The 22,959-nt window shown below is 39.1% G+C and carries 27 protein-coding genes and 3 rRNA genes; 1 reads left to right on the top strand and 29 read right to left on the bottom strand.

Features of this window, described 5'->3' with window-relative positions; genetic code table 11:
- Position 1: 1 nt before the first annotated feature.
- The 27 genes from BN1225_RS10905 to BN1225_RS11040 form a co-directional block, all read right to left on the bottom strand.
- Positions 2–646, bottom strand: a complete 645-nt coding sequence (locus BN1225_RS10905; RefSeq protein ID WP_041139857.1) for an adenylate kinase — start codon at positions 644–646, stop codon at positions 2–4.
- 24 nt (positions 647–670) lie between these two features.
- Positions 671–1,984, bottom strand: a complete 1,314-nt coding sequence (gene secY / locus BN1225_RS10910) for a preprotein translocase subunit SecY (RefSeq protein ID WP_041139858.1) — start codon at positions 1,982–1,984, stop codon at positions 671–673.
- 1 nt (position 1,985) lies between these two features.
- Entirely contained in the window at positions 1,986–2,426 is a 441-nt protein-coding gene (rplO, locus tag BN1225_RS10915; protein ID WP_041139859.1) for a 50S ribosomal protein L15, read from the bottom strand.
- 14 nt (positions 2,427–2,440) lie between these two features.
- The gene (rpmD, locus tag BN1225_RS10920) at positions 2,441–2,623 is read right to left on the bottom strand and encodes a 50S ribosomal protein L30 (protein ID WP_041139860.1); all 183 of its coding nucleotides are present in this window, start codon (positions 2,621–2,623) and stop codon (positions 2,441–2,443) included.
- 12 nt (positions 2,624–2,635) lie between these two features.
- Positions 2,636–3,178, bottom strand: coding sequence for a 30S ribosomal protein S5 (rpsE, locus tag BN1225_RS10925; protein ID WP_041139861.1), 543 nt, complete (start codon positions 3,176–3,178; stop codon positions 2,636–2,638).
- 13 nt (positions 3,179–3,191) lie between these two features.
- Positions 3,192–3,548: a 50S ribosomal protein L18 gene (rplR, locus tag BN1225_RS10930; protein ID WP_041139862.1), complete on the bottom strand. Its 357-nt coding sequence runs from the start codon at positions 3,546–3,548 to the stop codon at positions 3,192–3,194.
- 27 nt (positions 3,549–3,575) lie between these two features.
- On the bottom strand, positions 3,576–4,121 hold the full coding sequence (rplF, locus tag BN1225_RS10935) for a 50S ribosomal protein L6 (protein ID WP_041139863.1): 546 nt from the start codon (positions 4,119–4,121) through the stop codon (positions 3,576–3,578).
- A 29-nt stretch (positions 4,122–4,150) separates the two neighbouring features.
- On the bottom strand, positions 4,151–4,546 hold the full coding sequence (rpsH, locus tag BN1225_RS10940; protein ID WP_041139864.1) for a 30S ribosomal protein S8: 396 nt from the start codon (positions 4,544–4,546) through the stop codon (positions 4,151–4,153).
- A 44-nt stretch (positions 4,547–4,590) separates the two neighbouring features.
- Positions 4,591–4,776, bottom strand: a complete 186-nt coding sequence (locus tag BN1225_RS10945) for a type Z 30S ribosomal protein S14 (protein ID WP_003536834.1) — start codon at positions 4,774–4,776, stop codon at positions 4,591–4,593.
- 18 nt (positions 4,777–4,794) lie between these two features.
- Positions 4,795–5,334, bottom strand: a complete 540-nt coding sequence (gene rplE, locus BN1225_RS10950) for a 50S ribosomal protein L5 (RefSeq protein WP_041139865.1) — start codon at positions 5,332–5,334, stop codon at positions 4,795–4,797.
- An 18-nt stretch (positions 5,335–5,352) separates the two neighbouring features.
- Positions 5,353–5,676, bottom strand: a complete 324-nt coding sequence (gene rplX / locus BN1225_RS10955) for a 50S ribosomal protein L24 (protein ID WP_041139866.1) — start codon at positions 5,674–5,676, stop codon at positions 5,353–5,355.
- Between the two features lie 14 nt (positions 5,677–5,690).
- The gene (gene rplN / locus BN1225_RS10960) at positions 5,691–6,059 is read right to left on the bottom strand and encodes a 50S ribosomal protein L14 (protein WP_041139867.1); all 369 of its coding nucleotides are present in this window, start codon (positions 6,057–6,059) and stop codon (positions 5,691–5,693) included.
- 26 nt (positions 6,060–6,085) lie between these two features.
- A complete protein-coding gene (rpsQ, locus tag BN1225_RS10965; RefSeq protein ID WP_041139868.1) occupies positions 6,086–6,346 on the bottom strand; it encodes a 30S ribosomal protein S17 in 261 nt (86 codons plus the stop codon).
- A gap of 12 nt (positions 6,347–6,358) precedes the next feature.
- On the bottom strand, positions 6,359–6,553 hold the full coding sequence (gene rpmC / locus BN1225_RS10970; RefSeq protein ID WP_041139869.1) for a 50S ribosomal protein L29: 195 nt from the start codon (positions 6,551–6,553) through the stop codon (positions 6,359–6,361).
- A gap of 2 nt (positions 6,554–6,555) precedes the next feature.
- Positions 6,556–6,966: a 50S ribosomal protein L16 gene (gene rplP / locus BN1225_RS10975; RefSeq protein ID WP_041139870.1), complete on the bottom strand. Its 411-nt coding sequence runs from the start codon at positions 6,964–6,966 to the stop codon at positions 6,556–6,558.
- Positions 6,967–6,968: 2 nt separating this feature from the next.
- Entirely contained in the window at positions 6,969–7,622 is a 654-nt protein-coding gene (rpsC, locus tag BN1225_RS10980; protein ID WP_041139871.1) for a 30S ribosomal protein S3, read from the bottom strand.
- An 18-nt stretch (positions 7,623–7,640) separates the two neighbouring features.
- Positions 7,641–7,973: a 50S ribosomal protein L22 gene (gene rplV, locus BN1225_RS10985; protein WP_041139872.1), complete on the bottom strand. Its 333-nt coding sequence runs from the start codon at positions 7,971–7,973 to the stop codon at positions 7,641–7,643.
- Positions 7,974–7,990: 17 nt separating this feature from the next.
- Positions 7,991–8,272 (bottom strand): 30S ribosomal protein S19, encoded by a 282-nt coding sequence (rpsS, locus tag BN1225_RS10990; protein WP_041139873.1) that lies wholly within the window; start codon positions 8,270–8,272, stop codon positions 7,991–7,993.
- 14 nt (positions 8,273–8,286) lie between these two features.
- On the bottom strand, positions 8,287–9,120 hold the full coding sequence (rplB, locus tag BN1225_RS10995) for a 50S ribosomal protein L2 (RefSeq protein WP_041139874.1): 834 nt from the start codon (positions 9,118–9,120) through the stop codon (positions 8,287–8,289).
- Between the two features lie 49 nt (positions 9,121–9,169).
- On the bottom strand, positions 9,170–9,460 hold the full coding sequence (rplW, locus tag BN1225_RS11000; protein WP_041139875.1) for a 50S ribosomal protein L23: 291 nt from the start codon (positions 9,458–9,460) through the stop codon (positions 9,170–9,172).
- Positions 9,460–10,083 carry a 50S ribosomal protein L4 gene (rplD, locus tag BN1225_RS11005; protein WP_041139876.1) on the bottom strand — a complete coding sequence of 208 codons (624 nt, stop codon included), beginning with the start codon at positions 10,081–10,083 and terminating at the stop codon, positions 9,460–9,462. Before rplD ends, rplW begins: the two co-directional genes overlap by 1 nt.
- 24 nt (positions 10,084–10,107) lie before the next feature.
- On the bottom strand, positions 10,108–10,857 hold the full coding sequence (gene rplC / locus BN1225_RS11010; RefSeq protein ID WP_041139877.1) for a 50S ribosomal protein L3: 750 nt from the start codon (positions 10,855–10,857) through the stop codon (positions 10,108–10,110).
- A gap of 24 nt (positions 10,858–10,881) precedes the next feature.
- The gene (rpsJ, locus tag BN1225_RS11015; RefSeq protein WP_041139878.1) at positions 10,882–11,190 is read right to left on the bottom strand and encodes a 30S ribosomal protein S10; all 309 of its coding nucleotides are present in this window, start codon (positions 11,188–11,190) and stop codon (positions 10,882–10,884) included.
- A 477-nt stretch (positions 11,191–11,667) separates the two neighbouring features.
- Positions 11,668–11,776 (bottom strand): 5S ribosomal RNA (rrf, locus tag BN1225_RS11025).
- A gap of 48 nt (positions 11,777–11,824) precedes the next feature.
- Positions 11,825–14,733: ribosomal RNA gene (locus tag BN1225_RS11030) — 23S ribosomal RNA — on the bottom strand.
- A gap of 166 nt (positions 14,734–14,899) precedes the next feature.
- Positions 14,900–16,425: ribosomal RNA gene (locus BN1225_RS11035) — 16S ribosomal RNA — on the bottom strand.
- Together the 16S, 23S and 5S rRNA genes form the textbook arrangement of a ribosomal RNA operon.
- Positions 16,426–16,699: 274 nt before the next feature.
- Entirely contained in the window at positions 16,700–18,052 is a 1,353-nt protein-coding gene (locus tag BN1225_RS11040; RefSeq protein ID WP_041139880.1) for a PTS sugar transporter subunit IIC, read from the bottom strand.
- Between the two features lie 218 nt (positions 18,053–18,270).
- Between BN1225_RS11040 and BN1225_RS11045 the strand changes: the two genes are divergently transcribed.
- Entirely contained in the window at positions 18,271–19,434 is a 1,164-nt protein-coding gene (locus BN1225_RS11045; protein WP_041139881.1) for a MerR family transcriptional regulator, read from the top strand.
- A 164-nt stretch (positions 19,435–19,598) separates the two neighbouring features.
- Here the strand turns inward: BN1225_RS11045 and tuf are convergent, their stop codons facing one another.
- Positions 19,599–20,783, bottom strand: coding sequence for an elongation factor Tu (gene tuf / locus BN1225_RS11050; RefSeq protein WP_041139882.1), 1,185 nt, complete (start codon positions 20,781–20,783; stop codon positions 19,599–19,601).
- 95 nt (positions 20,784–20,878) lie between these two features.
- Positions 20,879–22,951, bottom strand: coding sequence for an elongation factor G (gene fusA / locus BN1225_RS11055; RefSeq protein ID WP_041139883.1), 2,073 nt, complete (start codon positions 22,949–22,951; stop codon positions 20,879–20,881).
- Between the last annotated feature and the right edge of the window lie 8 nt (positions 22,952–22,959).

Below are 22,959 nucleotides of genomic sequence, written 5' to 3' on the forward strand. Positions count from 1 at the left end.
TCTATTTCTCCAACTGAGTTTTGATATCATTGAAGACATCATCCATAGCTTGATCACCATTGATATTGATCAGTTCCCCTTTGTTTGTATAATAATCAATCAAAGGCTGAGTTTGTTCCACGTAAGTGTTTAAACGTGTTTTCACTGTTTCTTCATCTTCGTCGCTGCGCTGATAAAGTTCGCCACCACATTTATCACAAACTCCTTCAACTTTACTAGGTTTGAATTTAAGATTGTAAGTTGCCCCACAGCTTCTGCAAATTCTTCTTCCAGAAAGTCTGCCAATCAATTTTTCAAAATCAACGTCAATATTGACTACTGCGTCAATTTTAATATTTAACTCTTCAGAGATTTTTTCTAAAGATTCTGCCTGGAATACATTACGAGGATAACCATCCAAGATAAATCCATTACCAAAGTTACCTTGAAGAAGTCTTTCTTTTACGATATCATTAGTAATTTCATCAGGTACTAACAGCCCTTGATCCATAAAGGATTTAGCTCTTACACCAGCATCTGTATTTTCTTTCATGGCAGCTCTAAACATATCTCCGGTTGAGATTTGTACAAGTCCCAGTTTCTCAACTAATTTCTCAGCTTGAGTTCCTTTTCCGGCACCTGGAGGACCCATTAAAATAATATTCATTGTAATGCCTCTTTTCTATTATTGTTATCTACGAATGTAGCCTCTGTATTCTTTACGAGTCAAGTGCGTCTTAATCTGATTTACTGTTTCAAGGGCAACACCGGTTACGATAATTAACCCGGTACCATATAAAGTAACGGCTGAATTGGCTACTGTTTTCCAAATAACCGGAATCATAATTGGGATAACCGCAACAATCAGTAAGAAGATCGATCCGACAACTGTTACTCGGTTTAATACTTTTTTAATATAGTTTTGAGTTTCGATTCCTGAACGAACACCAGGAATAGATCCTCCGTTCTTTCTTAAGTCACCTGATATCTTCTCTGCATCGATTTGCAGGTTTGCATAGAAGAATGAAAAGGCAACGATCAATACCAAATACAGAACAAATCCGATTGGGTATTGTACGGGTTGATTATACGTACAAATCTTTTGAATCACATTACTTACACTAGTATTCCCAATTAATTGCGAAACTGTCAGCGGTGTCGCTAAAACAGATGATGCAAAGATAACCGGAATTACTCCTGATGTATTAATTTTGATTGGCATATGAGTTCCATCTTTGGTTCTCATCATTGGATTTGAATTCGTCGCATAAACAATTGGAATTTTCCTATTAGCGCCTTCGTTATACACTACAAATACTACAATCAGCAAGTAGAGTAGGACGAACAGGCCATAGTTAAGTGCACCCATCACTAATTTCTGAGTGCCTTGGTTCGTAACAACTAAAGTATTGAAGACGGTGATAAAGCTTGTAGGTAAGTTTGAAACAATTCCTGTAAAGATCAATAAAGAAACCCCATTTCCGATTCCTTTATTTGTGATCTGATCACCCATCCACATTGCAAACATAGCTCCGGCTACCATGATGATAACCACATAGGCATATGAAAGCGGCGTAGATTCTCTCAAAATTCCATAACTCTTATCAAATGCATATGTCAATGAGAAGGCTTGAACCGCAGCTAGAATAACTGTTACATAACGTGTTACTCTGTCTTTTTTCTTTCTTCCCGTTTCTCCTTCTTCACGCCACTGCGTTAAAGTCGGAATAACGTCCATTGATAATAATTCAATAATGATGGATGCCGTAATATACGGCGAAACCCCTAATGAAAATAGGGAGAATCTTTCTAATGAACCCCCGCCTAACATATTCATGATAGCAAGGATTCCCGTTGTTTCTAAACCGGAAGATAATTTCGCTGAATTGATCGCCGGGATAGTTACTGCACTTCCGATACGGAAGACAAATAACATCCCTAGCGTAAAGATTACCTTATGTCTCAATTCACCTTTTTGAAATATCTTTTTTAAGAAGGTAAACATATTAGATCACCTCAGTTTTTCCACCTGCTGCTTCGATAGCGGCAATAGCAGACTTAGAGAACTTGTTAGCTTTTACAGTTAATTTCTTTTCTAATTCACCATTACCTAATACTTTAATACCATCTAATTCTTTTTTAACTAATCCAGTTTCGATTAATAATTCTGGCGTTACTTCAGTTCCATCTTCAAATTGATTTAATGAATCTAAATTAACGATTGCGAATTCTTTTCTAGTGAAGTTAGTAAACCCACGTTTTGGAAGACGCATGAATAAAGGAGTTTGTCCACCTTCAAATCCAGGTTTCTTACCTCCACCTGAACGAGCACCTTGACCTTTTTGTCCTCTACCAGATGTCTTACCAGTACCTGAACTTGTTCCACGACCTACACGTTTTCTAGATTTACGAGCACCTTCAGTGTATTGCAATTCATGTAATTTCATTGTGACACCTCCTATTAAATATCTTTAACTTCTACAAGATGAGCAACTTTTTTGATCATTCCTTGAATCATCACGTTGTCCTCTTTAGTAACACATTTTCTAATTTTTGTACATCCTAACGCTTTAAGAGTGTCTTTTTGGCTCTTAGAAGACCCAATTGGACTTTTTACAAGCGTAATCATCACTTGTTTGGCCATTATTTACGCCTCCTATCCGTATATTTCTTGTTCAGTTTTATCTCTTAACTGAGAAACTTGTTTAACTGTTTTTAATCCGGCTAAACCTTCCATAGTCGCTCTAACCATATTGATTGGTGTTCTTGATCCAATACATTTAGATAAGATATCTGTGTATCCTGCCAATTCGACAACCGCACGAACAGGTCCTCCGGCAATAATTCCAGTACCTTGAGCAGCCGGTCTAATAAATACTTTACCAGAACCATATACTCCAGTTGCTTCATGAGGAATTGTTCCGTGAAGAATAGGTACATTAATTAAGTTACGTTTTGCAGCTTCAGAAGCTTTTCTGATTGCATCTGGTACTTCGTTTGCTTTACCTGTACCAAACCCAACACGACCTTTTTTATCTCCAATTACTACTAAAGCAGCAAAACGGAATTTACGTCCACCTTTAACTACTTTTGTAACACGGTTAATCGTAACAACACGTTCTTCAAATTCTTTTTCTTGATTTCTTGGATTCTTAGGACCTCTAGAGTTTCTAGGATTTCTTTGTCTACGTTGTTCCATGTTTTACCTCCTTTTAGAATTTAAGCCCAACTTCTCTAGCTGCTTCAGCAACAGCTTTTACACGTCCATGGTATACATATCCACCACGGTCGAATACTACTTTTTCAATATTTTTAGCTAATGCTCTTTTAGCGATTTCAGCACCAACAGCTTTAGCGGCTTCAATATTTCCACCGTTTTCTAATTTCATTTCTACACTTGATGCAGACACTAAAGTTACACCGTTAACATCATCAATGATTTGTGTATGAATGTGAGAATTAGAACGGAATACGTTTAAACGTGGGCATTCTGGAGTTCCACTAATTTTATTACGAACTCTAGCATGACGTTTTAATCTAACATCATTACGTGAAACCTTTTTAATCATAATATTGTAACTCCTTTCTTAAGTTAACTATTTCTTACCAGCAGTTTTACCTTCTTTACGGATAATAGTTTCATCTTTGTATTTAATCCCTTTTCCTTTATAAGGTTCAGGTTTTCTTACGGCTCTGATCTGAGCGGCAACTTCGCCAACTCTTTCTTTATTGATTCCAGAAACAACGATTGTTGTTTGGTTAGGAGTTTCAACTGTTACTCCTTCTTCAGGAATCATTTCTACTGGATGAGAATATCCAATATTAATTACTAATTTATTACCTTGCATAGCAGCACGATATCCGATACCAACGATTTGTAATTCTTTTTTGAATCCAACGCTGACACCTTCGATCATATTCGCTAAAAGCGCTCTTGTTGTACCATGCAATTGTTTATGTGATTTAACTTCACTGCTTCTTTTTACAGTGATTGTTTCTCCGTCTTTTTCAATTGTAATAACGGGAGAAAATTGTTTCACTAAAGTCCCTTTAGGTCCTGTTACAGTAACAGTATTATCTGCTGCGATATCAACCGTTACTCCTGCAGGTACCTGGATAAGTTTATTTCCAATACGAGACATTTATAGTACCTCCTGGATTAATTTTTTTATTACCAAATATAAGCTAATACTTCTCCACCGATTTGTTTAGCTTTTGCTTCTTTATCAGTCATAATACCTTGAGAAGTTGATAAGACAACGATACCTAAACCATTTAATACTCTAGGAATTTCGTTTACTTTCGCATAAACACGTAACCCTGGTTTAGAAATTCTTTTTAACCCAGAAATTACTCTGTCATTACCTTTGTATTTTAAAGTCAATGTGATATTTCTCTCTGCTTTTTCACCTTCGACTTTATACCCTTTGATAAATCCTTCATTTTTCAAAATTTCAGCGATTTCCACTTTCATATTTGAAGCTGGCACAACAACTGTTTCATGACGTTGTTGATTAGCATTACGGATTCTTGTTAACATATCTGCAATTGGATCTGTCATAACCATCTGCAAGTCCTCCTTCCACTTGGATCATTATATCTAAGTCTATATTACCAGCTTGCTTTCTTTACACCCGGAATTTCACCTTTATAAGCTAATTCACGGAAGCAAATACGGCAAAGCTTAAATTTACGAATAACTGAATGTGGTCTTCCACAACGTTCGCAACGTGTATATTCACGTACTTTATACTTCTGAGGACGTTGTTGTTTCACTTTCATAGATGTTTTAGCCATGCGTTAAGTCCTCCTTTACTATTTTTGGAAAGGCATTCCTAATTGTCCTAGCAATTCGCGACCTTCTTGGTCTGTATTTGCTGTTGTTACAATTACGATGTCCATTCCTCTGATTTTATTTACTTTATCAAAATTGATTTCAGGGAAAATTAATTGTTCTCTGATACCTAATGTATAGTTACCTCTACCGTCAAAAGCATCTTTAGATACACCTCTAAAGTCTCTTACACGAGGTAAGCTGATAGATACTAATTTATCAAGGAATTCGAACATTTTTTCTCCACGTAAAGTTACTTTGCAGCCAATTGGCATACCTTCACGTAATTTGAACCCCGCAATTGATTTTTTAGCTTTAGTTACAACTGGTTTTTGTCCTGTGATTTGTGCTAATTCATTTACAGCATCATCCAATACTTTAGAATTAGATACAGCATCACCAACTCCCATGTTGATTACAATTTTTTCGATAGCAGGAACTTGCATTACTGATTTGTAATTAAATTTTTCCATCATCGATTTCACTACTTCTTGTTTGTAACGTTCTTGTAAACGGTTCATTCGTTATGTCCTCCTTCCTTATTTTTTCTTACTTTTATCAATTTGTTTTCCAGATTTTTTAGCGATACGAATTTTACGTCCGTCAACTCTTTCAAAACCGATTTTTGTAATTGATTTAGCTTTTTCATCATAATAAGCTACGTTAGATACATGGATTGGGGCTTCTCTGGAGATAATACCACCTTCAGGATCTTGCTGAGAAGGTTTGATATGTTTTGTTACCATATTAACGCCTTCAACAACGACTCTGTTTTCTTTAGGAAGAGTTTGTAGTACTTCACCTTGTTTACCTTTATCTTTACCTGCGATAACTTCTACTTTGTCACCTACACGTATTTTCATACTTATACCTCCTATTATAATACTTCAGGAGCAAGTGAAACGATTTTCATGAAATCTGCATCTCTTAACTCTCTGGCAACAGGACCAAAAATACGAGTCCCTCTAGGTGATTTATCATCTTTAATAAGAACAACTGCATTGTCATCAAATTTAATGTAAGATCCGTTTGTACGACCTACACCGTATTTTGTTCTTACCACAACTGCTTTAACAACATCACCTTTTTTAACGGCACCACCTGGAGCGGCACTCTTTACTGTACATACAACGATATCACCGATACCGCTTGATTTTTTATTTGAACCACCAAGATTTCTGATAACTAATACTTCCTTAGCACCAGTATTGTCGGCTACTTTTAATCTAGATTCATTCTGGACCATTTCTATTTGACCTCCTTTCGAAGTATTTAGATAACTTCAGCTTTTTTAACGACCTCTACTAAACGGAAACGTTTTGTAGCAGATAACGGTCTTGTTTCCATAACTGTTACTGTATCACCGATTTTTGCAATACCTTCTTCATCATGAGCTTTAAACTTTTTAGAAGATTTCACACGTTTTCCGTACAACTTATGTTTAACATGAGTTTCGACTAATACTGTAATTGTCTTATCCATTTTGTCAGAAATAACAGTTCCAGTATATACTTTACGACTATTTCTTTCCATTGTTCATCCTCCTTACTGGTTTAATTCTCTTTCTCTAATTACTGTCTTGATCTTTGCAATTGATTTACGCACTTGTCTAACACGAGCTGTGTTTTCTAATTGACCAGTTGCTTGTTGGAATCTTAATTCGAATAATTCTCTTTTATACTCTTCTACTTTGTTAAGTAACTCTTTAGTTTCGATTTCTCTGATTTCTTGAACTTTCATCATTACTCACCTTTCTTAATGATTTTACATTTGATCGGTAGTTTATGAGATGCAAGTCTTAAAGCTTCACGTGCTGTATCTTCATCAACACCTGCTACTTCAAACATCACTCTACCTTGTTTTACTACTGCTACCCATTCTTCTGGATTACCTTTTCCGGAACCCATACGTACTTCTAATGGTTTTTTTGTTTTTGCTAAATGAGGGAAGATTCTAATCCATACTTGACCACCACGTTTCATGTGACGGTTGATGGCGATACGTGCAGCTTCGATTTGACGGCTTGTAATCCAAGCACCTTCAGCTGCTTTTAATCCATATTCTCCAAATGATACTTCTGCTCCACCTTTTGTTTTACCTTCGTATCTAACTCTGTGTGGTCTTCTGTATTTTGTTCTTTTAGGCATCAACATGGTTATTTATCCCCTTTCTTCTTTTCTGGTAAGATTTCTCCCTTGCAAATCCAAACTTTAACTCCTAATTTACCATAAGTAGTATCCGCTTCAGCAGTAGCATAATCAATGTCAGCTCTTAAAGTATGAAGAGGTACGTTACCTTCAGAATATCCTTCGGCACGAGCCATATCAGCTCCGCCAAGACGTCCTGAAACGCTAGTTTTAATTCCTTTTGCTCCAGCTCTCATTGCTCTTTGAATAGCACGTTTTTGTACTGTTCTGAATGAAGCACGGTTTTCTAATTGTTCAGCGATGCTTCTAGCAACTAACTGAGCAACTACATCCGGATTTTTGATTTCAACAATGTTAATAAATACTTGTTTATCACCAGTAATTTTTGCTACTTTTTTACGTAATGCTTCTACTGATTCACCATCTTTACCGATAACGATACCTGGTCTAGCAGTATGAACATAAACGTTTACACGATTTTTAGTTCTTTCAATTTCAATTCTTGATACAGAAGCAGATTTCAATTCTTTTCCTAAGAATTCACGGATTTTGATATCTTCATGTAATAATCCTGCGAAATCTTTATCATTAGCGTACCATCTTGAATCCCAATTACGGTTAATACCTACACGTAATCCTATTGGACTAACTTTTTGACCCATTGTGTAACCTCCTTCTTACTATCTTTCATCTACCACAACTGTGATATGACTAGTTCTTTTTAAAATTTGAGCGCCACTACCTTTTGCTTTAGTAGTATATCTCTTTAAAGTTGGACCTTCATCAACATAAATTTCCTTGATGAATAATTTATCTGCATCTAATCCTTGATTGTTAACAGCGTTTGAAGCTGCTGATTTTACTACTTTATAAACTGCCGGACTAGCTGATTTGTTAGTATATTCTAAAATACCTAACGCTTCCTTTACATCCTTACCCCTAACCAAGTCTACAACTAATCTTGTTTTCTGAGGGGCAACACGAATCATTTTAGCTGTTGCTCTAGCTTCCATGACATCTTCCTCCTCTCTTATTTCTTACCTGCTTTTTTGTCATCTGCACCATGACCATGGTAAGTTCTTGTTGGAGCGAATTCTCCTAATTTGTGTCCTACCATATCTTCAGTTACATAAACTGGAATATGTTCTTTTCCATTATACACTGCAAATGTATGCTCAATAAATTGAGGGAAAATAGTTGAACGTCTTGACCAAGTTTTAATAACTTCTTTTTTACCAGAAGCGTTTAATGCTTCTACTTTTTTCATTAAGTGACCATCTACGAAAGGCCCTTTTTTAAGACTACGTGACATTATTTTATCCTCCTTTATTTAGCATTACGACGACGAACTATTAATTTAGTTGAAGCCTTTTTAGATTTTCTAGTTTTAACACCAAGTGCTTTTTTACCCCAAGGTGTCATTGGTGCTTTACGACCGATTGAAGTTTTACCTTCACCACCACCATGAGGGTGATCATTAGGGTTCATTACAGAACCACGAACAGTTGGTCTTACACCTTTCCATCTCATACGTCCGGCTTTACCATAGTTTACTAGTCCATGATCTTCATTTCCTACTACACCAACAGTTGCTGTACATACTGATAAGAATTTTCTAACTTCACCAGAAGCTAATCTGATAATAACATATTTGTCTTCTTTCCCTAAGATTTGAGCAGACACACCAGCAGCTCTTGCTAACTGTCCACCTTTACCTGGGTGCATTTCGATATTGTGGATAACAGTACCTTCAGGCATATTTCCCATTGGCAATGAGTTTCCTACTTTAATATCGGCATTTTCAGAAGCAATGATTTGCATTCCTACTTCTAATCCTTTTGGAGCTAAGATATATCTTTTTTCACCATCAGCATAATTGATCAACGCAATGTTTGCTGTTCTGTTTGGATCATATTCAATAGTTGCTACTTTTCCAGGAACGTCTAATTTATTACGCTTGAAATCGATAATACGGTATAAACGTTTATGCCCACCACCATGATGACGAGTAGTGATAACACCTTGGTTATTACGTCCACCTTTTTTACCGAAACGAACAACTAGTGATTTTTGTGGTTTATTTGTTGTAATTTCATCATAAGTTAATGATGTCATATTACGACGACCATTTGTGACTGGCTTATATTTCTTAATTGCCATCTCTAGTTTCCTCCTATTTTCTGGGTAAGCTTACCCAATAATGTATCGACTATTCTTCACCGAATAAATCGATTGAGCTTCCTTCAGCTAATGTAACAATAGCTTTTTTTCTTCTGTTAGTTTTACCTGTGTATTTACCAACACGTTTAGTTTTAGCTCTAACTCTGATTACGTTTACTCTCTCAACTTTAACGTCGAACATTTTTTCTACAGCAGTTTTGATTTCATTCTTGTTTGCTGTTAATTCAACGTCAAATGTATATTTATTTTCTTCAGCTTGTAATGTTAAAGATTTCTCTGTTAATACAGGTTTCTTTAATACGTCAGTAATATGTGCCATTATGCAAGCACCTCCTCAATTGCTTTTACAGCAGCTTCAGTGATGATCATTTTATTACTGTTTAAGATATCATATACGTTGATTTTGTTAGCTTCTAAAATCATCACTCCTGGGATGTTTCTAGCAGATAACGCTACATTCATATCGATTTCATCAACAACTAATAATGTTTTTGCTGGAGCTTGAAGATTTTCTAATACTTTTATCATCGCTTTAGTTTTTGGAGCTTCCATAGTGATTGTATCTACTACAGTCAATTCAGAATCCACAACTTTGCTTGATAATGCAGATCTTAATGCAAGTCTACCAACTTTACGATTAAGTTTGAAGCCATATTTTCTTGGAGTAGGTCCGAAAACAACTCCCCCACCACGCCATTGAGGCGCACGAGTTGAACCTTGTCTTGCTCTACCTGTTCCTTTTTGTCTCCATGGTTTTTTACCACCACCGGCAACTTCTGTACGATTTTTAACTTTATGTGTTCCTTGTCTGATAGATGCTCTTTGTAATAACACCATATCAAACATCGCTTGTTTATTTGGTTCGATACCGAATACCATATCGTTTAATTCGATTTCTTTTACATTAGCACCATCTTGGTTGTATACTGCAACTTTTGCCATTTGTAAAATCCTCCTTCCCTACAATTATTCAGCAGCTTCAGCTGTCACTTCAACTGCCGCTTCTGTATTTTCTTCTACAGCTGTTACTTCTTCGATTTCTTCCACTGGTTGTTGATTTACTACTAATTCAACAGCAGGGTTTACTTTTCCGTTTCCTTTAACAGCAGATTTTACAATTACTAAACCTTTTTTAGGTCCTGGAATTGAACCTTTGATTAATAATAAGTTATTTTCAACGTCAACTGCTACGATTTCTAAGTTCTGAATCGTTCTCGTTACGTTCCCCATTTGTCCTGGTAATTTTTTACCTGGAGCAATACGGTTTGGAGCAATTGGCCCCATTGATCCAACGATTCTATGAGCTCCTGACCCATGTCCTTTAGGACCAATTTTTTGACCATGTCTCTTAATTACACCTTGATAACCTTTACCTTTTGAAGTTCCTTGTACATCTACTACTTCGCCAGCTACAAAGCTATCAACTTTAATTGAGTCTCCAACTTCATAACTCATCATTTCGCTATAACGAAACTCTCTAACGAAGCGCTTAGGGGCAGTATTTGCCTTGCTAGCAATTCCCTTTTCAGGTTTGTTTGCTAAACTTTCTCTTTTGTCTTCGAAACCAACTTGGATGGCTTCGTAACCGTCGTTTTCTACTGTTTTCTTTTGTAATACAACGTTTTCAGTAGCTTCAACTACAGTTACAGGAATTAAAGACCCATCAGTTGTAAATACTTGAGTCATTCCTAATTTACGACCTAAGATTCCTTTCATGAGTTACACCTTTTACCTTTCATTCTATAATTTGATTTCGATATCCACACCACTAGGTAATTCTAATCTAGTTAAAACATCAATTGTTTCTGGTGTTGGATTAACGATGTCGATTAAACGCTTATGTGTTCTGATTTCGAATTGTTCACGTGAATCTTTGTACTTGTGAACCGCTCTCAATACTGTGTAAATTTCTTTTTCAGTTGGTAAAGGTACTGGACCTACCACCTGTGCACCAGTCTTTTTAGCTGCTGCTACGATTTTTTCAGAAGACCCGTCTAAGATCTTGTGATCAAAAGCTTTTAATCTAATTCTAATTTTGTTGTTTGCCATGTTTACTTCCTCCTTTCGCCTATTTAAATAATAGACTGCTCCATGCGAATTACCTGAAACACTGCCATGACAACGTTTATCGGTGTTTCAGCAACCTCGCACTTCTTCGCACGCCAACGGATAGATTATATACTAAATATTCCCTATTTACAAGCCTTTTTTTCATTTATTTTAAAAAAATTTCAATATTCTTCATTCCTCTTATAAAGTAAGAAAAGATAGATTAAAAGCCCTGCTTTTTCATTCTATCTTTTCCTATTCTATTATATATAAATACATTCTTTTTCTGCCAAGCTCAATATATATGTTCCAAATTCTTTCTTATTAAGCCATTTTGTTTTTAAAACGTGATTGCTGCTTATCCTAATAAGATGAAAAGAGAAATAGTACACAAAAAAGAGTAGAAATCTCTCTTCTCTCTCTATAGACAAGTCTCTTTCCAATACATAAAAAAAAGGAGGAACTCCTCCTTCTCTTACCCGGCAATCTGCTATTTTCGCGATCGCTCACTATCTTCGCCGTTGATATGCTTAACTTCTGTGTTCGAGATGGTTACAGGTGTCTCCATATCCCCATCATCACCGGATTCCTCTGAGCTCTCACTCAAAACTGGATAATAAGTTCTTTCTTCTTCTAGGTTAAGTTCTCGACCTATTAGTATCAGTCCGCTCCATATATCACTATACTTCCACTCCTGACCTATCTACCTTATCGTCTTTAAGGGGTCTTCCAACTTGCGTCCGGAAGTCTCATCTTGAAGGGGATTTCACGCTTAGATGCCTTCAGCGTTTATTCCTGCCACACTTAGCTACCCAGCTGTGCCACTGGCGTGACAACTGGTCCACCATTGGTGTGTCCATCCCGGTCCTCTCGTACTAAGGACAGCTCTTCTCAAACTTCCTGCGCCCACGACAGATAGGGACCGAACTGTCTCACGACGTTCTGAACCCAGCTCGCGTACCGCTTTAATGGGCGAACAGCCCAACCCTTGGAACCGACTTCAGCTCCAGGATGCGATGAGCCGACATCGAGGTGCCAAACCTCCCCGTCGATGTGAACTCTTGGGGGAGATCAGCCTGTTATCCCCAGGGTAGCTTTTATCCGTTGAGCGACGGCCCTTCCATTCGGTACCGCCGGATCACTAAGCCCGACTTTCGTCCCTGCTCGACTTGTCTGTCTCGCAGTCAAACACCCTTTTGCCTTTGCACTCTGCGCTTGATTTCCATCCAAGCTGAGGGTATCTTTGGGCGCCTCCGTTACTCTTTGGGAGGCGACCGCCCCAGTCAAACTGCCCACCTGACACTGTCCCGTTGCTTGCTTCAAAGCATCCGGTTAGAACCCCAATCAAGGAAGGGTAGTATCCCAACGTCGACTCCTCACACACTGGCGTGCATGTATCCCTGTCTCCTACCTATTCTGTACATCCTTCATCAAAGTCCAATATCAAGCTACAGTAAAGCTCCATGGGGTCTTTCCGTCTAGTCGCGGGTAACCTGCATCTTCACAGGTACTAAGATTTCACCGAGTCTACAGCCGAGACAGCGCCCAAATCGTTACGCCTTTCGTGCGGGTCAGAACTTACCTGACAAGGAATTTCGCTACCTTAGGACCGTTATAGTTACGGCCGCCGTTTACTGGGGCTTCAATTCATTGCTTCGACCTTACGATCTTACAACTCCTCTTAACCTTCCAGCACCGGGCAGGCGTCACCCCATATACTTCGCCTTGCGGCTTCGCATAGAGCTGTGTTTTTGATAAACAGTCGCTTGGGCCGTTTTACTGCGGCTTATTTTCATAAGCACTCCTTCTCCCGAAGTTACGGAGTCATTTTGCAGAGTTCCTTGGCCATAGTTCTCTCGCTCACCTTAGGATTCTCTCCTCACCCATGTGTGTCCATTATCGGTACGGGCTAATAAAAATTTGCTAGAAGCTTTTCTTGGAAGCTTGCTTCGACAGCTTCTGTACTTGGGTCGCCCCTTTCCATACGCTTCACGTCTTCTCCTTGCGGTATGCGCATTTTTCTACACACCAGATATCCCGCTTGCTCCGGCTCTTCCATCCGCCGGACCTGTCTAGCCTTCTCCGTCACTCCATCACTCTTTATTAGGTACAGGAATCTCCACCTGTTGTCCATCGACTACGCCTTTCGGCCTCGCCTTAGGTCCCGACTTACCCAGAGCGGACGAACCTTCCTCTGGAAACCTTGGGTTTTCGGTGCGTGGGATTCTCACCCACGTTCCGCTACTCACACCGGCATTCTCTCTTCTATCCTCTCCACATGTCCTTACGATCATGCTTCTCCGATGATAGAACGCTCCCCTACCACTCACATTTTTCAATGTCAATCCATAGCTTCGGTATATTGCTTAGCCCCGGTAAATTTTCGGCGCAGAGTCATTCGACTAGTGAGCTGTTACGCACTCTTTAAAGGGTGGCTGCTTCTGAGCCAACCTCCTAGTTGTCTGGACATCTCCACATCCTTTTCCACTTAGCAATAATTTTGGGACCTTAGCTGATGGTCTGGGCTGTTTCCCTTTTGACAATGGACCTTATCACCCACTGTCTGACTGCCAGGTATGTTTTCGTGACATTCGGAGTTTGATTATGTTCAGTACCCCGGGATGGGGCCATCACATATTCAGTGCTCTACCTTCACGCTACTTTACCCTGACGCTAGCCCTAAAGCTATTTCGGGGAGAACCAGCTATCTCCGAGTTCGTTTGGAATTTCACCCCTAGCCACAACTCATCCGCCAACGTTTCAACGGGGGTCGGTTCGGTCCTCCATCGGGTTTTACCCCAACTTCAACCTGGTCATGGCTAGATCACTCGGTTTCGGGTCTATGACATCCAACTATTCGCCCTTTTCAGACTCGCTTTCGCTTCGGCTCCGCATCTCCTGCTTAACCTCGCTGACTATCATAACTCGCCGGTTCATTCTACAAAAGGCACGCCATCACCCCTTAACGGGCTCTGACTTCTTGTAAGCATATGGTTTCAGGTTCTCTTTCACTCCCCTCCCGGGGTTCTTTTCACCTTTCCCTCACGGTACTGGTTCACTATCGGTCACAATGGAGTATTTAGCCTTTCGAGATGGTCCTCGATCCTTCCGACAGGATTTCTCGTGTCCCGCCGTACTCAGGATCAGTCTTGGCTTCGCTCTACTTCGAATACGGGGCTCTCACCCTGTCTCGCATACCTTCCCATGTATTTCTTCTGTAAAGTGTCTTGCCTTTCTTGACTGTCCTATAACCCCAAGATAACTCTTGGTTTGGGCTCCTTCCCTTTCGCTCGCCACTACTCAGGAAATCATTCTTTATTTTCTTCTCCTACAGGTACTTAGATGTTTCAGTTCCCTGCGTCTTGCTTCCTATGCATTATGTATTCATGCATGGATACTATCTCGTAGATAGTGGGTTCCCCCATTCGGATATCAGCGGCTCTTGCGTGTGCTTACCACTCGCCGCTGCGTTTCGCCGTTTGCTGCGTCCTTCTTCGCCTCATTGTGCCTAGGCATCCTCCATACGCTCTTCTTTTCTTATCCTAGATTTGCTTTTGTTACTTTTTCTTAGTTTTTTCGACTATTAGGAAAGATCCTTGATTTCTCCTGATCTTTCTAATATTTCTTTTCATCTTATTATCCAGTTTTCAATGATCTCTTTTCCTTGAGTGTCTCCACTCAAAACTGAACAGAACCTTTTTCTCCTTAGAAAGGAGGTGATCCATCCCCACGTTCCCGTAGGGATACCTTGTTACGACTTCACCCCAATCATCGATCCCACCTTAGACAGCTCTCTCCTTTCGGTTAAGCCACCGGCTTCGGGTGTTATCAACTCTCATGGTGTGACGGGCGGTGTGTACAAGGCCCGAGAACGTATTCACCGCGGCATGCTGATCCGCGATTACTAGCGATTCCATCTTCATGCAGGCGAGTTGCAGCCTGCAATCCGAACTGAGAACGGGTTTTTGAGTTTCGCTCCAAGTCGCCTCTTCGCTTCCCTTTGATCCGTCCATTGTAGCACGTGTGTAGCCCAGGTCATAAGGGGCATGATGATTTGACGTCATCCCCGCCTTCCTCCGGCTTGTCACCGGCTGTCTCGTTAGAGTCCCCATCTTACTGCTGGTAACTAACGACAAGGGTTGCGCTCGTTGCGGGACTTAACCCAACATCTCACGACACGAGCTGACGACAACCATGCACCACCTGTCTTGGATATATCTATCCCTCTATCTCTAGAGTCTTTATCCAGATGTCAAGACCTGGTAAGGTTCTTCGCGTTGCTTCGAATTAAACCACATGCTCCACCGCTTGTGCGGGCCCCCGTCAATTCCTTTGAGTTTCATTCTTGCGAACGTACTACTCAGGCGGAGTACTTATTGCGTTAACTGCAGCACTGAGGCTTGTCCCCCCAACACTTAGTACTCATCGTTTACGGCGTGGACTACTAGGGTATCTAATCCTATTTGCTCCCCACGCTTTCGGGACTGAGCGTCAGTTACAGACCAGATCGTCGCCTTCGCCACTGGTGTTCCTCCATATATCTACGCATTTCACCGCTACACATGGAATTCCACGATCCTCTTCTGCACTCTAGCTATTTGGTTTCCATGGCTTACTGAAGTTAAGCTTCAGCCTTTTACCACAGACCTCCATTGCCGCCTGCTCCCTCTTTACGCCCAATAATTCCGGATAACGCTTGCCACCTACGTATTACCGCGGCTGCTGGCACGTAGTTAGCCGTGGCTTCCTCACAAAGTACCGTCACTCTAATACCATTCCCTGTATTAGCCGTTCTTCCTTTATAACAGAAGTTTACAACCCGAAGGCCTTCTTCCTTCACGCGGCGTTGCTCGGTCAGGGTTCCCCCCATTGCCGAAAATTCCCTACTGCTGCCTCCCGTAGGAGTCTGGGCCGTGTCTCAGTCCCAGTGTGGCCGTTCACCCTCTCAGGCCGGCTATGCATCGTCGCCTTGGTAGGCCTTTACCCCACCAACTAGCTAATGCACCATAAGCCCATCTGTTCCCTATCCCTTAGGATATTTAACTTTATCTAAATGCTTAGTTAAAGCCTATGCGGTCTTAGCGCATGTTTCCACGCGTTATCCCCCTGGTACAGCCAGGTTGCTTATGTCTTACTCACCCGTTCGCCACTCATCACCAAGGTGATGCGTTCGACTTGCATGTATTAGGCACGCCGCCAGCGTTCATCCTGAGCCAGGATCAAACTCTCCATGATATTTTATATCATCAAAGTGTTTTTCTTTGACTCTTTTGTCTTCTGACTTTTGTTTCTTTTTTTCTTCTCAATTTTCTTTCTTTCGATCGAAATTGTTTGACGTGTTCTGTTCAGTTTTCAATGGTCTCCGCGGCCCTTGATTGGACTGCCTGTTTATATTACCACGTCCTTCCTCTCTTGACAAGTCTTTTTTATTATTTTTTGAATTTTTTTGAATAATATGGAAAACAAAAACCAGAGATTTCTCTCTGGTTTGTTGAGCAATAGCTAGTTTTTATTCTGCATTGGCATTTTGTTTGTTTGATACCATAACGAATGGCATCCATAATAATGTCAATAGTACAATTTCGATAGCGTTGTAAATCGCTGCCTTGATTCCTCCACCTGTTGCTAAGAATGCATACAAGATTGGCGGTGTTACCCAAGGTGCTGTTAACGAAACTCTCTCGATAATGTTCAAATCCATTAAGATATAAGTCAATGCTGCCAAAATAACTGGTCCTGCAATGAACGGTAACATGTAGACAGGGTTCATTACGATAGGTACACCAAATGTGATAGGTTCATTAATTTCGAATAAACCTGGTGCAATTGAGATTCCGATAACTGTACGTTCTGCTTGTACTTTACCAAAGATCAATACGGCAATGATTAATCCTAATGTTGATCCTGATCCACCGATAACAGCAAATGGTGACATACCATGAGCGATGTTTGGAATATCTGCTCCTGTTTTTCCTGCTTCATAAGCTGCTGTGTTTTCTAGTAACATTGGAGTAAAGATTGGTGTTGTTACTGATCCAACAATGTTTGCCCCATGTAACCCGAATACCCATAAGAAGTTAATTAAGAAGTAAACTAAGATTACTGTACCTAATGTATCGGCTACACTGTTTAATGGTGCAGACACGAATTTCTGTACGATTACCCATAAGTTCATTCCTGCTAATTTGTCAATATAGATTCCAGCTGCTACAATTAAGATAACTGTAATGATAGCTGGGATCAATACTGTAAATGATCCGGCTACTGCTGGTGGTACTCCATCAGGCAACGTGATTTTTAATTTATCGTTTCTTGATAATCTTACGAAGATTTCTGCAACGATAATCGTTAAAATCATCCCTACGAACATCCCGTTTGAATCCAGTTTGTTCGCTGCTAATCCGCCGCTGGCTACATCTGCTGTTAATACATCTACATTCGTTGCTTTATCAGCCCATTTGTAGCTGTTCGTTAATGTTTGCACTGCTGGCGCTAATCCTAAATAGCAAGTTAAGGCTACAACTGAAGTGGCAATCCCATCTCCGTTTAATCCTTTTGCCATTTGGTATCCTAATGTCACAACTAACAAGATCGCCATCATGTTGATAGATCCTTTGTTAACTGCATTCATTACATCTTGAATACCTGTTGTTTTGATAAAGTTTGTGTATCCTTCTTGAATTGAAACAACGTTCAACCCGTTTTCTGCGAATACACCTTGGATGTTGTTGATCAATACCGCAATCGCACCAACGATTGTAACTGGCATGATAACAACGAAGGCATCCCTGATTGCAACTAAGTGTCTTTGAGACCCGATTCTAGCTGCAAGAGGGACAAATTTTTCTTCCAAAAATTTCATTGTCTTTTTTCCTCCCGTAAGGTTCAGCTAACGCCTGCTCAGAGCGCTAACTGATTGCTGTGTCTGTGCACTATTGTAGTATATATTGTGGAAGCGCTTTTGTCAATCATTTTGGAAGCGATTTCCGAAAAAAGTTCACATAAAATTCACAATTCAAAAAACATTATCTTGACAGTGACGCATGGTCAATCGCTATACTAAATACAGGAGGATGACATATGTTATATTATACAATACTTGAATTTTCAAGAGCAGCGCAGACTACCCCAAGAACTATTCGATTTTATATAAAAAAAGAATTATTAAAATCAGAATATGACAAAACACGTAATATTACCGTTTTATCGGAAAAAGAGTTTATAACATTGCAAATCATTGATCTTTTAAAATCCGCACACTTTACATTAAAAGAGATTAAATTCATATTAGAAAATAACAATTTCAAAGAACGTTTAACATTACAAAAAAATATTTTGCTTAAACAAATTGCCCAAAACCATGCAATGTTGGAAATGATCGAACACATTGAAAACAGCAGCGAAGATTCCCCTCAAGACTATTTGAAGCTGTATCATCACCACTTAAAAGATCATCATTATAAACAACAATTTTTAGATACTTCACCGTTAGATATCCGGATTCGTTTTCATGAACGTTATAATACTATTAAACCGGAATGGTTTTTATGGCTTTTTGAACAATATCAATTCAATGCACACGATTGTGTGTTGGAGGTAGCCTGCGGTCAAGGCACATTATGGAGAAAAAATCAAAAAATGATCCCTCCGGATATTTCCATTACCCTTACTGACTTATCAGACAAAATGATTGCCAGCTGCATGGATCTGCTTTCTTTCCCGCAAATCAAAGAAGTAAAAACCGCTGACGTCCATCACTTACCCTTTCCTGATAATACTTTTAATATTGTCATAGCCAATCACTTATTCATGTATTTTAATGATTTAGATCATGTTTTAAAAGAAATAGCACGTGTATTAAAACCAAACGGTCGTCTATACGCATCTACGATTTCACAGTACCATAATTTAGAATTAGAGAGCTTATTAAAACAGTTTAATGCTCGCGCCAATATGGGACAAAAACAATTAACCGATCAATTTTCATTGGAAAACGGTGAAGAAAAGCTATCTTACTACTTTAAAAATATAAGGCAAACAAAACGTCAGATTCCCTACCTGATTGATGATCCGGAAATGCTTAGCCAATATATTTATTCGACAAGATGGATCGGTAATATTCAAGAGATTCTTGACGATCGCTATAATGATTTCAAGAGTTTTGTTGAAAAAGAGCTATTAAAGCATGGATGCTTTAAGACAACCAATTATAGTGGGCAATTTATCGCAACAGTAAAAAAATAAATTTATGTGTTTTCTTTAAAAGATGCTTGTTGGCATCTTTTTTCTAGTCATGCCGATATAGTAAAAATCTCTATAGAAGTCCATTCAACAGTTTAAATATTGTTTCCTTATAACAACTTTTTTTGACAAAAGAAAAATCCCGCCTAAGCGAGATTTTAGTTTAATTATTCAATGATTTCTGATACGTTACCAGCACCAACTGTTCTACCACCTTCACGGATAGAGAATTTAGTACCGTTTTCGATAGCGATTGCGTGAATTAATTCTACAGTTAATTCAACGTTATCACCAGGCATAACCATTTCAACACCTTCTGGTAATTCGATTACACCAGTGATGTCAGTAGTTCTGAAATAGAACTGTGGTCTATAGTTTCCGAAGAAAGGAGTATGACGTCCACCTTCGTCTTTTGATAATACGTATACTTGACATTTGAATTTTTTGTGAGGATGTACTGAACCTGGTTTAGCTAATACTTGTCCACGTTCGATTTCATCACGGTTAACACCACGTAATAATACCCCTACGTTATCTCCTGCTTCAGCGTAATCTAATAATTTACGGAACATTTCGATACCAGTAGCTACAGTATTTTTAGTTTCATGGATACCAACGATTTCTAATGGGTCATTTAATTTTAATTGTCCACGTTCAACACGTCCAGTAGCAACAGTTCCACGTCCAGTGATTGTGAAAACGTCTTCAACTGGCATTAAGAAAGGTTTGTCAGTGTCACGAGTTGGAGTTGGAATGTAAGAATCTACAGCAGCCATTAATTCATCAATAGCTGGAGTCCATTTTGGATCTCCTTCTAATGCTTTTAATGCTGATCCACGGATGATTGGAGTATCATCTCCAGGGAATTCATATTCGTTTAATAATTCACGAACTTCCATTTCAACTAATTCTAATAATTCTTCGTCATCAACCATATCACATTTGTTTAAGAATACGATGATGTAAGGTACACCTACTTGACGAGATAACAAGATATGTTCTCTAGTTTGAGGCATAGGTCCGTCAGTTGCAGCTACTACTAAGATAGCTCCATCCATTTGTGCTGCACCAGTGATCATGTTTTTGATGTAGTCAGCATGGCCTGGACAGTCAACGTGTGCATAGTGACGAGTTTCAGTTTCGTATTCAACGTGAGAAGTATTGATTGTAATACCTCTTTCTTTTTCTTCAGGTGCGTTATCGATCGCAGCATAATCCATTGCAGCAGCTCCACCTTTTTTTGCTAAGCAAGTAGTGATAGCAGCTGTTAAAGTAGTTTTACCATGGTCAACGTGCCCGATAGTACCAATATTTACGTGCGCCTTTGAGCGGTCAAATTTTTCTTTAGCCATTCTAAAGTTTCCTCCTATATTTAGTATATTTATTAAACAATTACAACATCATTGTAATTTATTTAACTGTAAAAATCAACAGTATTTTTTAAGAATTAATTACCAGTATTTTTCTTGATAATTTCATCTCTAATACTCTTAGGAACTTGTTCATAACGATCAAATTGCATTGTGTAATTTCCACGTCCCTGAGTAAATGAACGCAAGTCAGTTGCATAACCGAACATTGCTGAAAGTGGGATGCTTGCCTGAACAACAATCGCATTTCCTCTTTCTTCTTGTCCTTCGATCATACCACGTCTAGAAGACACATCTCCCATAACGCTTCCTAAGTATTCTGAAGGTGCTGTTACTTCTACTGCCATGATTGGTTCTAGTAATACTGGATCACATTTCTTAGCAGCAGCTTTTAAAGCCATAGAAGCAGCGATCTTATAAGCCATTTCTGATGAATCGACATCATGGTAAGATCCATCAAATAATGTAGCTTTAACATCTAATACCGGATATCCAGCAATGATACCTGTATTTAATGCATCTTCAAGACCAACTCTTACTGAGTTAATGTACTCTCTAGGTACTGATCCACCAACGATAGCATCAACGAATTCAAATCCTTTACCTTCATTAGGTTCAAATTTGATCCATACGTGACCGTATTGTCCACGACCACCTGATTGTTTAACGTATTTCCCTTCACATTCAGCAGCAGATTTAATTGTTTCTCTGTATGCTACTTGTGGAGCTCCTACGTTAGCTTCAACTTTAAATTCTCTTTTCAAACGGTCAACGATAACGTCTAAGTGTAATTCACCCATTCCGGCGATAATCGTATCTCCAGTTTCTTCGTCTGTATAAGTTTTAAAAGTTGGATCTTCTTCAGCTAATTTAGCTAAAGCTAAACCTAATTTATCTTGGTCTTGTTTTGTTTTTGGTTCAATCGCAACGTTGATAACTGGTTCAGGGAATTCCATTGATTCCAAGATTACGAAGTGATCTTCATCACAGATAGTATCCCCTGTTGTTGTGTTTTTAAACCCAACCGCTGAAGCGATATCCCCAGCGTATACAGTTGAGATTTCTTCACGTTTATTAGCATGCATCTGTAAGATACGTCCTAATCTTTCTTTCTTGTCCTTTGTAGAGTTCAATACATATGAACCTGATTCAACAGTACCAGAATATACACGGAAGAAAGTTAACTTTCCAACAAATGGATCTGTCATGATTTTGAAAGCTAATGCTGCAAATGGTTCATCATCTGATGCATGTCTTTCTACTTCTTCACCTTTTGCATCAATTCCTTTGATTGAAGGAATATCAGTAGGTGCAGGTAAATAATCGATTACGGCATCCAACATCTGTTGAACCCCTTTGTTTTTGTAAGCAGAACCACATAATACTGGGAAACATTCAACAGCGATCGTACCTTTACGCAAAGCTGTTTTGATTTCTTCTTCAGTGATTTCTTCTTCTTCTAAGACTTTCATCATTAAATCGTCATCGAATGAAGCAGCAGCATCAATCATTTTAGCACGATATTCTTCTGCTTGAGCTTTGTATTCTTCAGGAATATCAGTATATTTTTGATGTTCACCTTTTTCATCTTCATTGAAGATAGCTTGCATCTTAATTAAGTCGATAATTCCTTCAAAATGATCTTCTGCACCGATTGGAAGCTGTACTGCCACGGCATTTGCTCCTAATCTTTTGTGTAACGTTTCTAATGACATAATGAAGTCAGCACCCGTTGCATCCATCTTGTTACAGAATACGATACGAGGTACTTTATAAGTTGTAGCTTGGCGCCATACTGTTTCAGTTTGAGGTTCAACCCCAGCTTTTGAATCCAATACGGTAACCGCACCATCTAATACACGTAATGAACGTTCAACTTCAACAGTGAAGTCAACGTGACCCGGAGTATCAATAATGTTTACACGATGTCCAGCCCATTGTGCTGTAGTAGCGGCTGAAGTGATTGTGATACCACGTTCTTGTTCTTGTTCCATCCAGTCCATCTGAGAAGCACCTTCATGTGTTTCACCGATCTTATGGATTTTTCCTGTATAGTACAGGATACGTTCAGTCGTAGTTGTTTTACCAGCATCGATGTGAGCCATGATCCCGATATTACGAGTTTTTTCTAGTGAAAATTGACGAGCCATAATAATCT

It is taken from the genome of Beduini massiliensis (genome assembly GCF_000829905.1).
GTDB lineage: Bacteria > Bacillota_I > Bacilli_A > Erysipelotrichales > Coprobacillaceae > Beduini > Beduini massiliensis.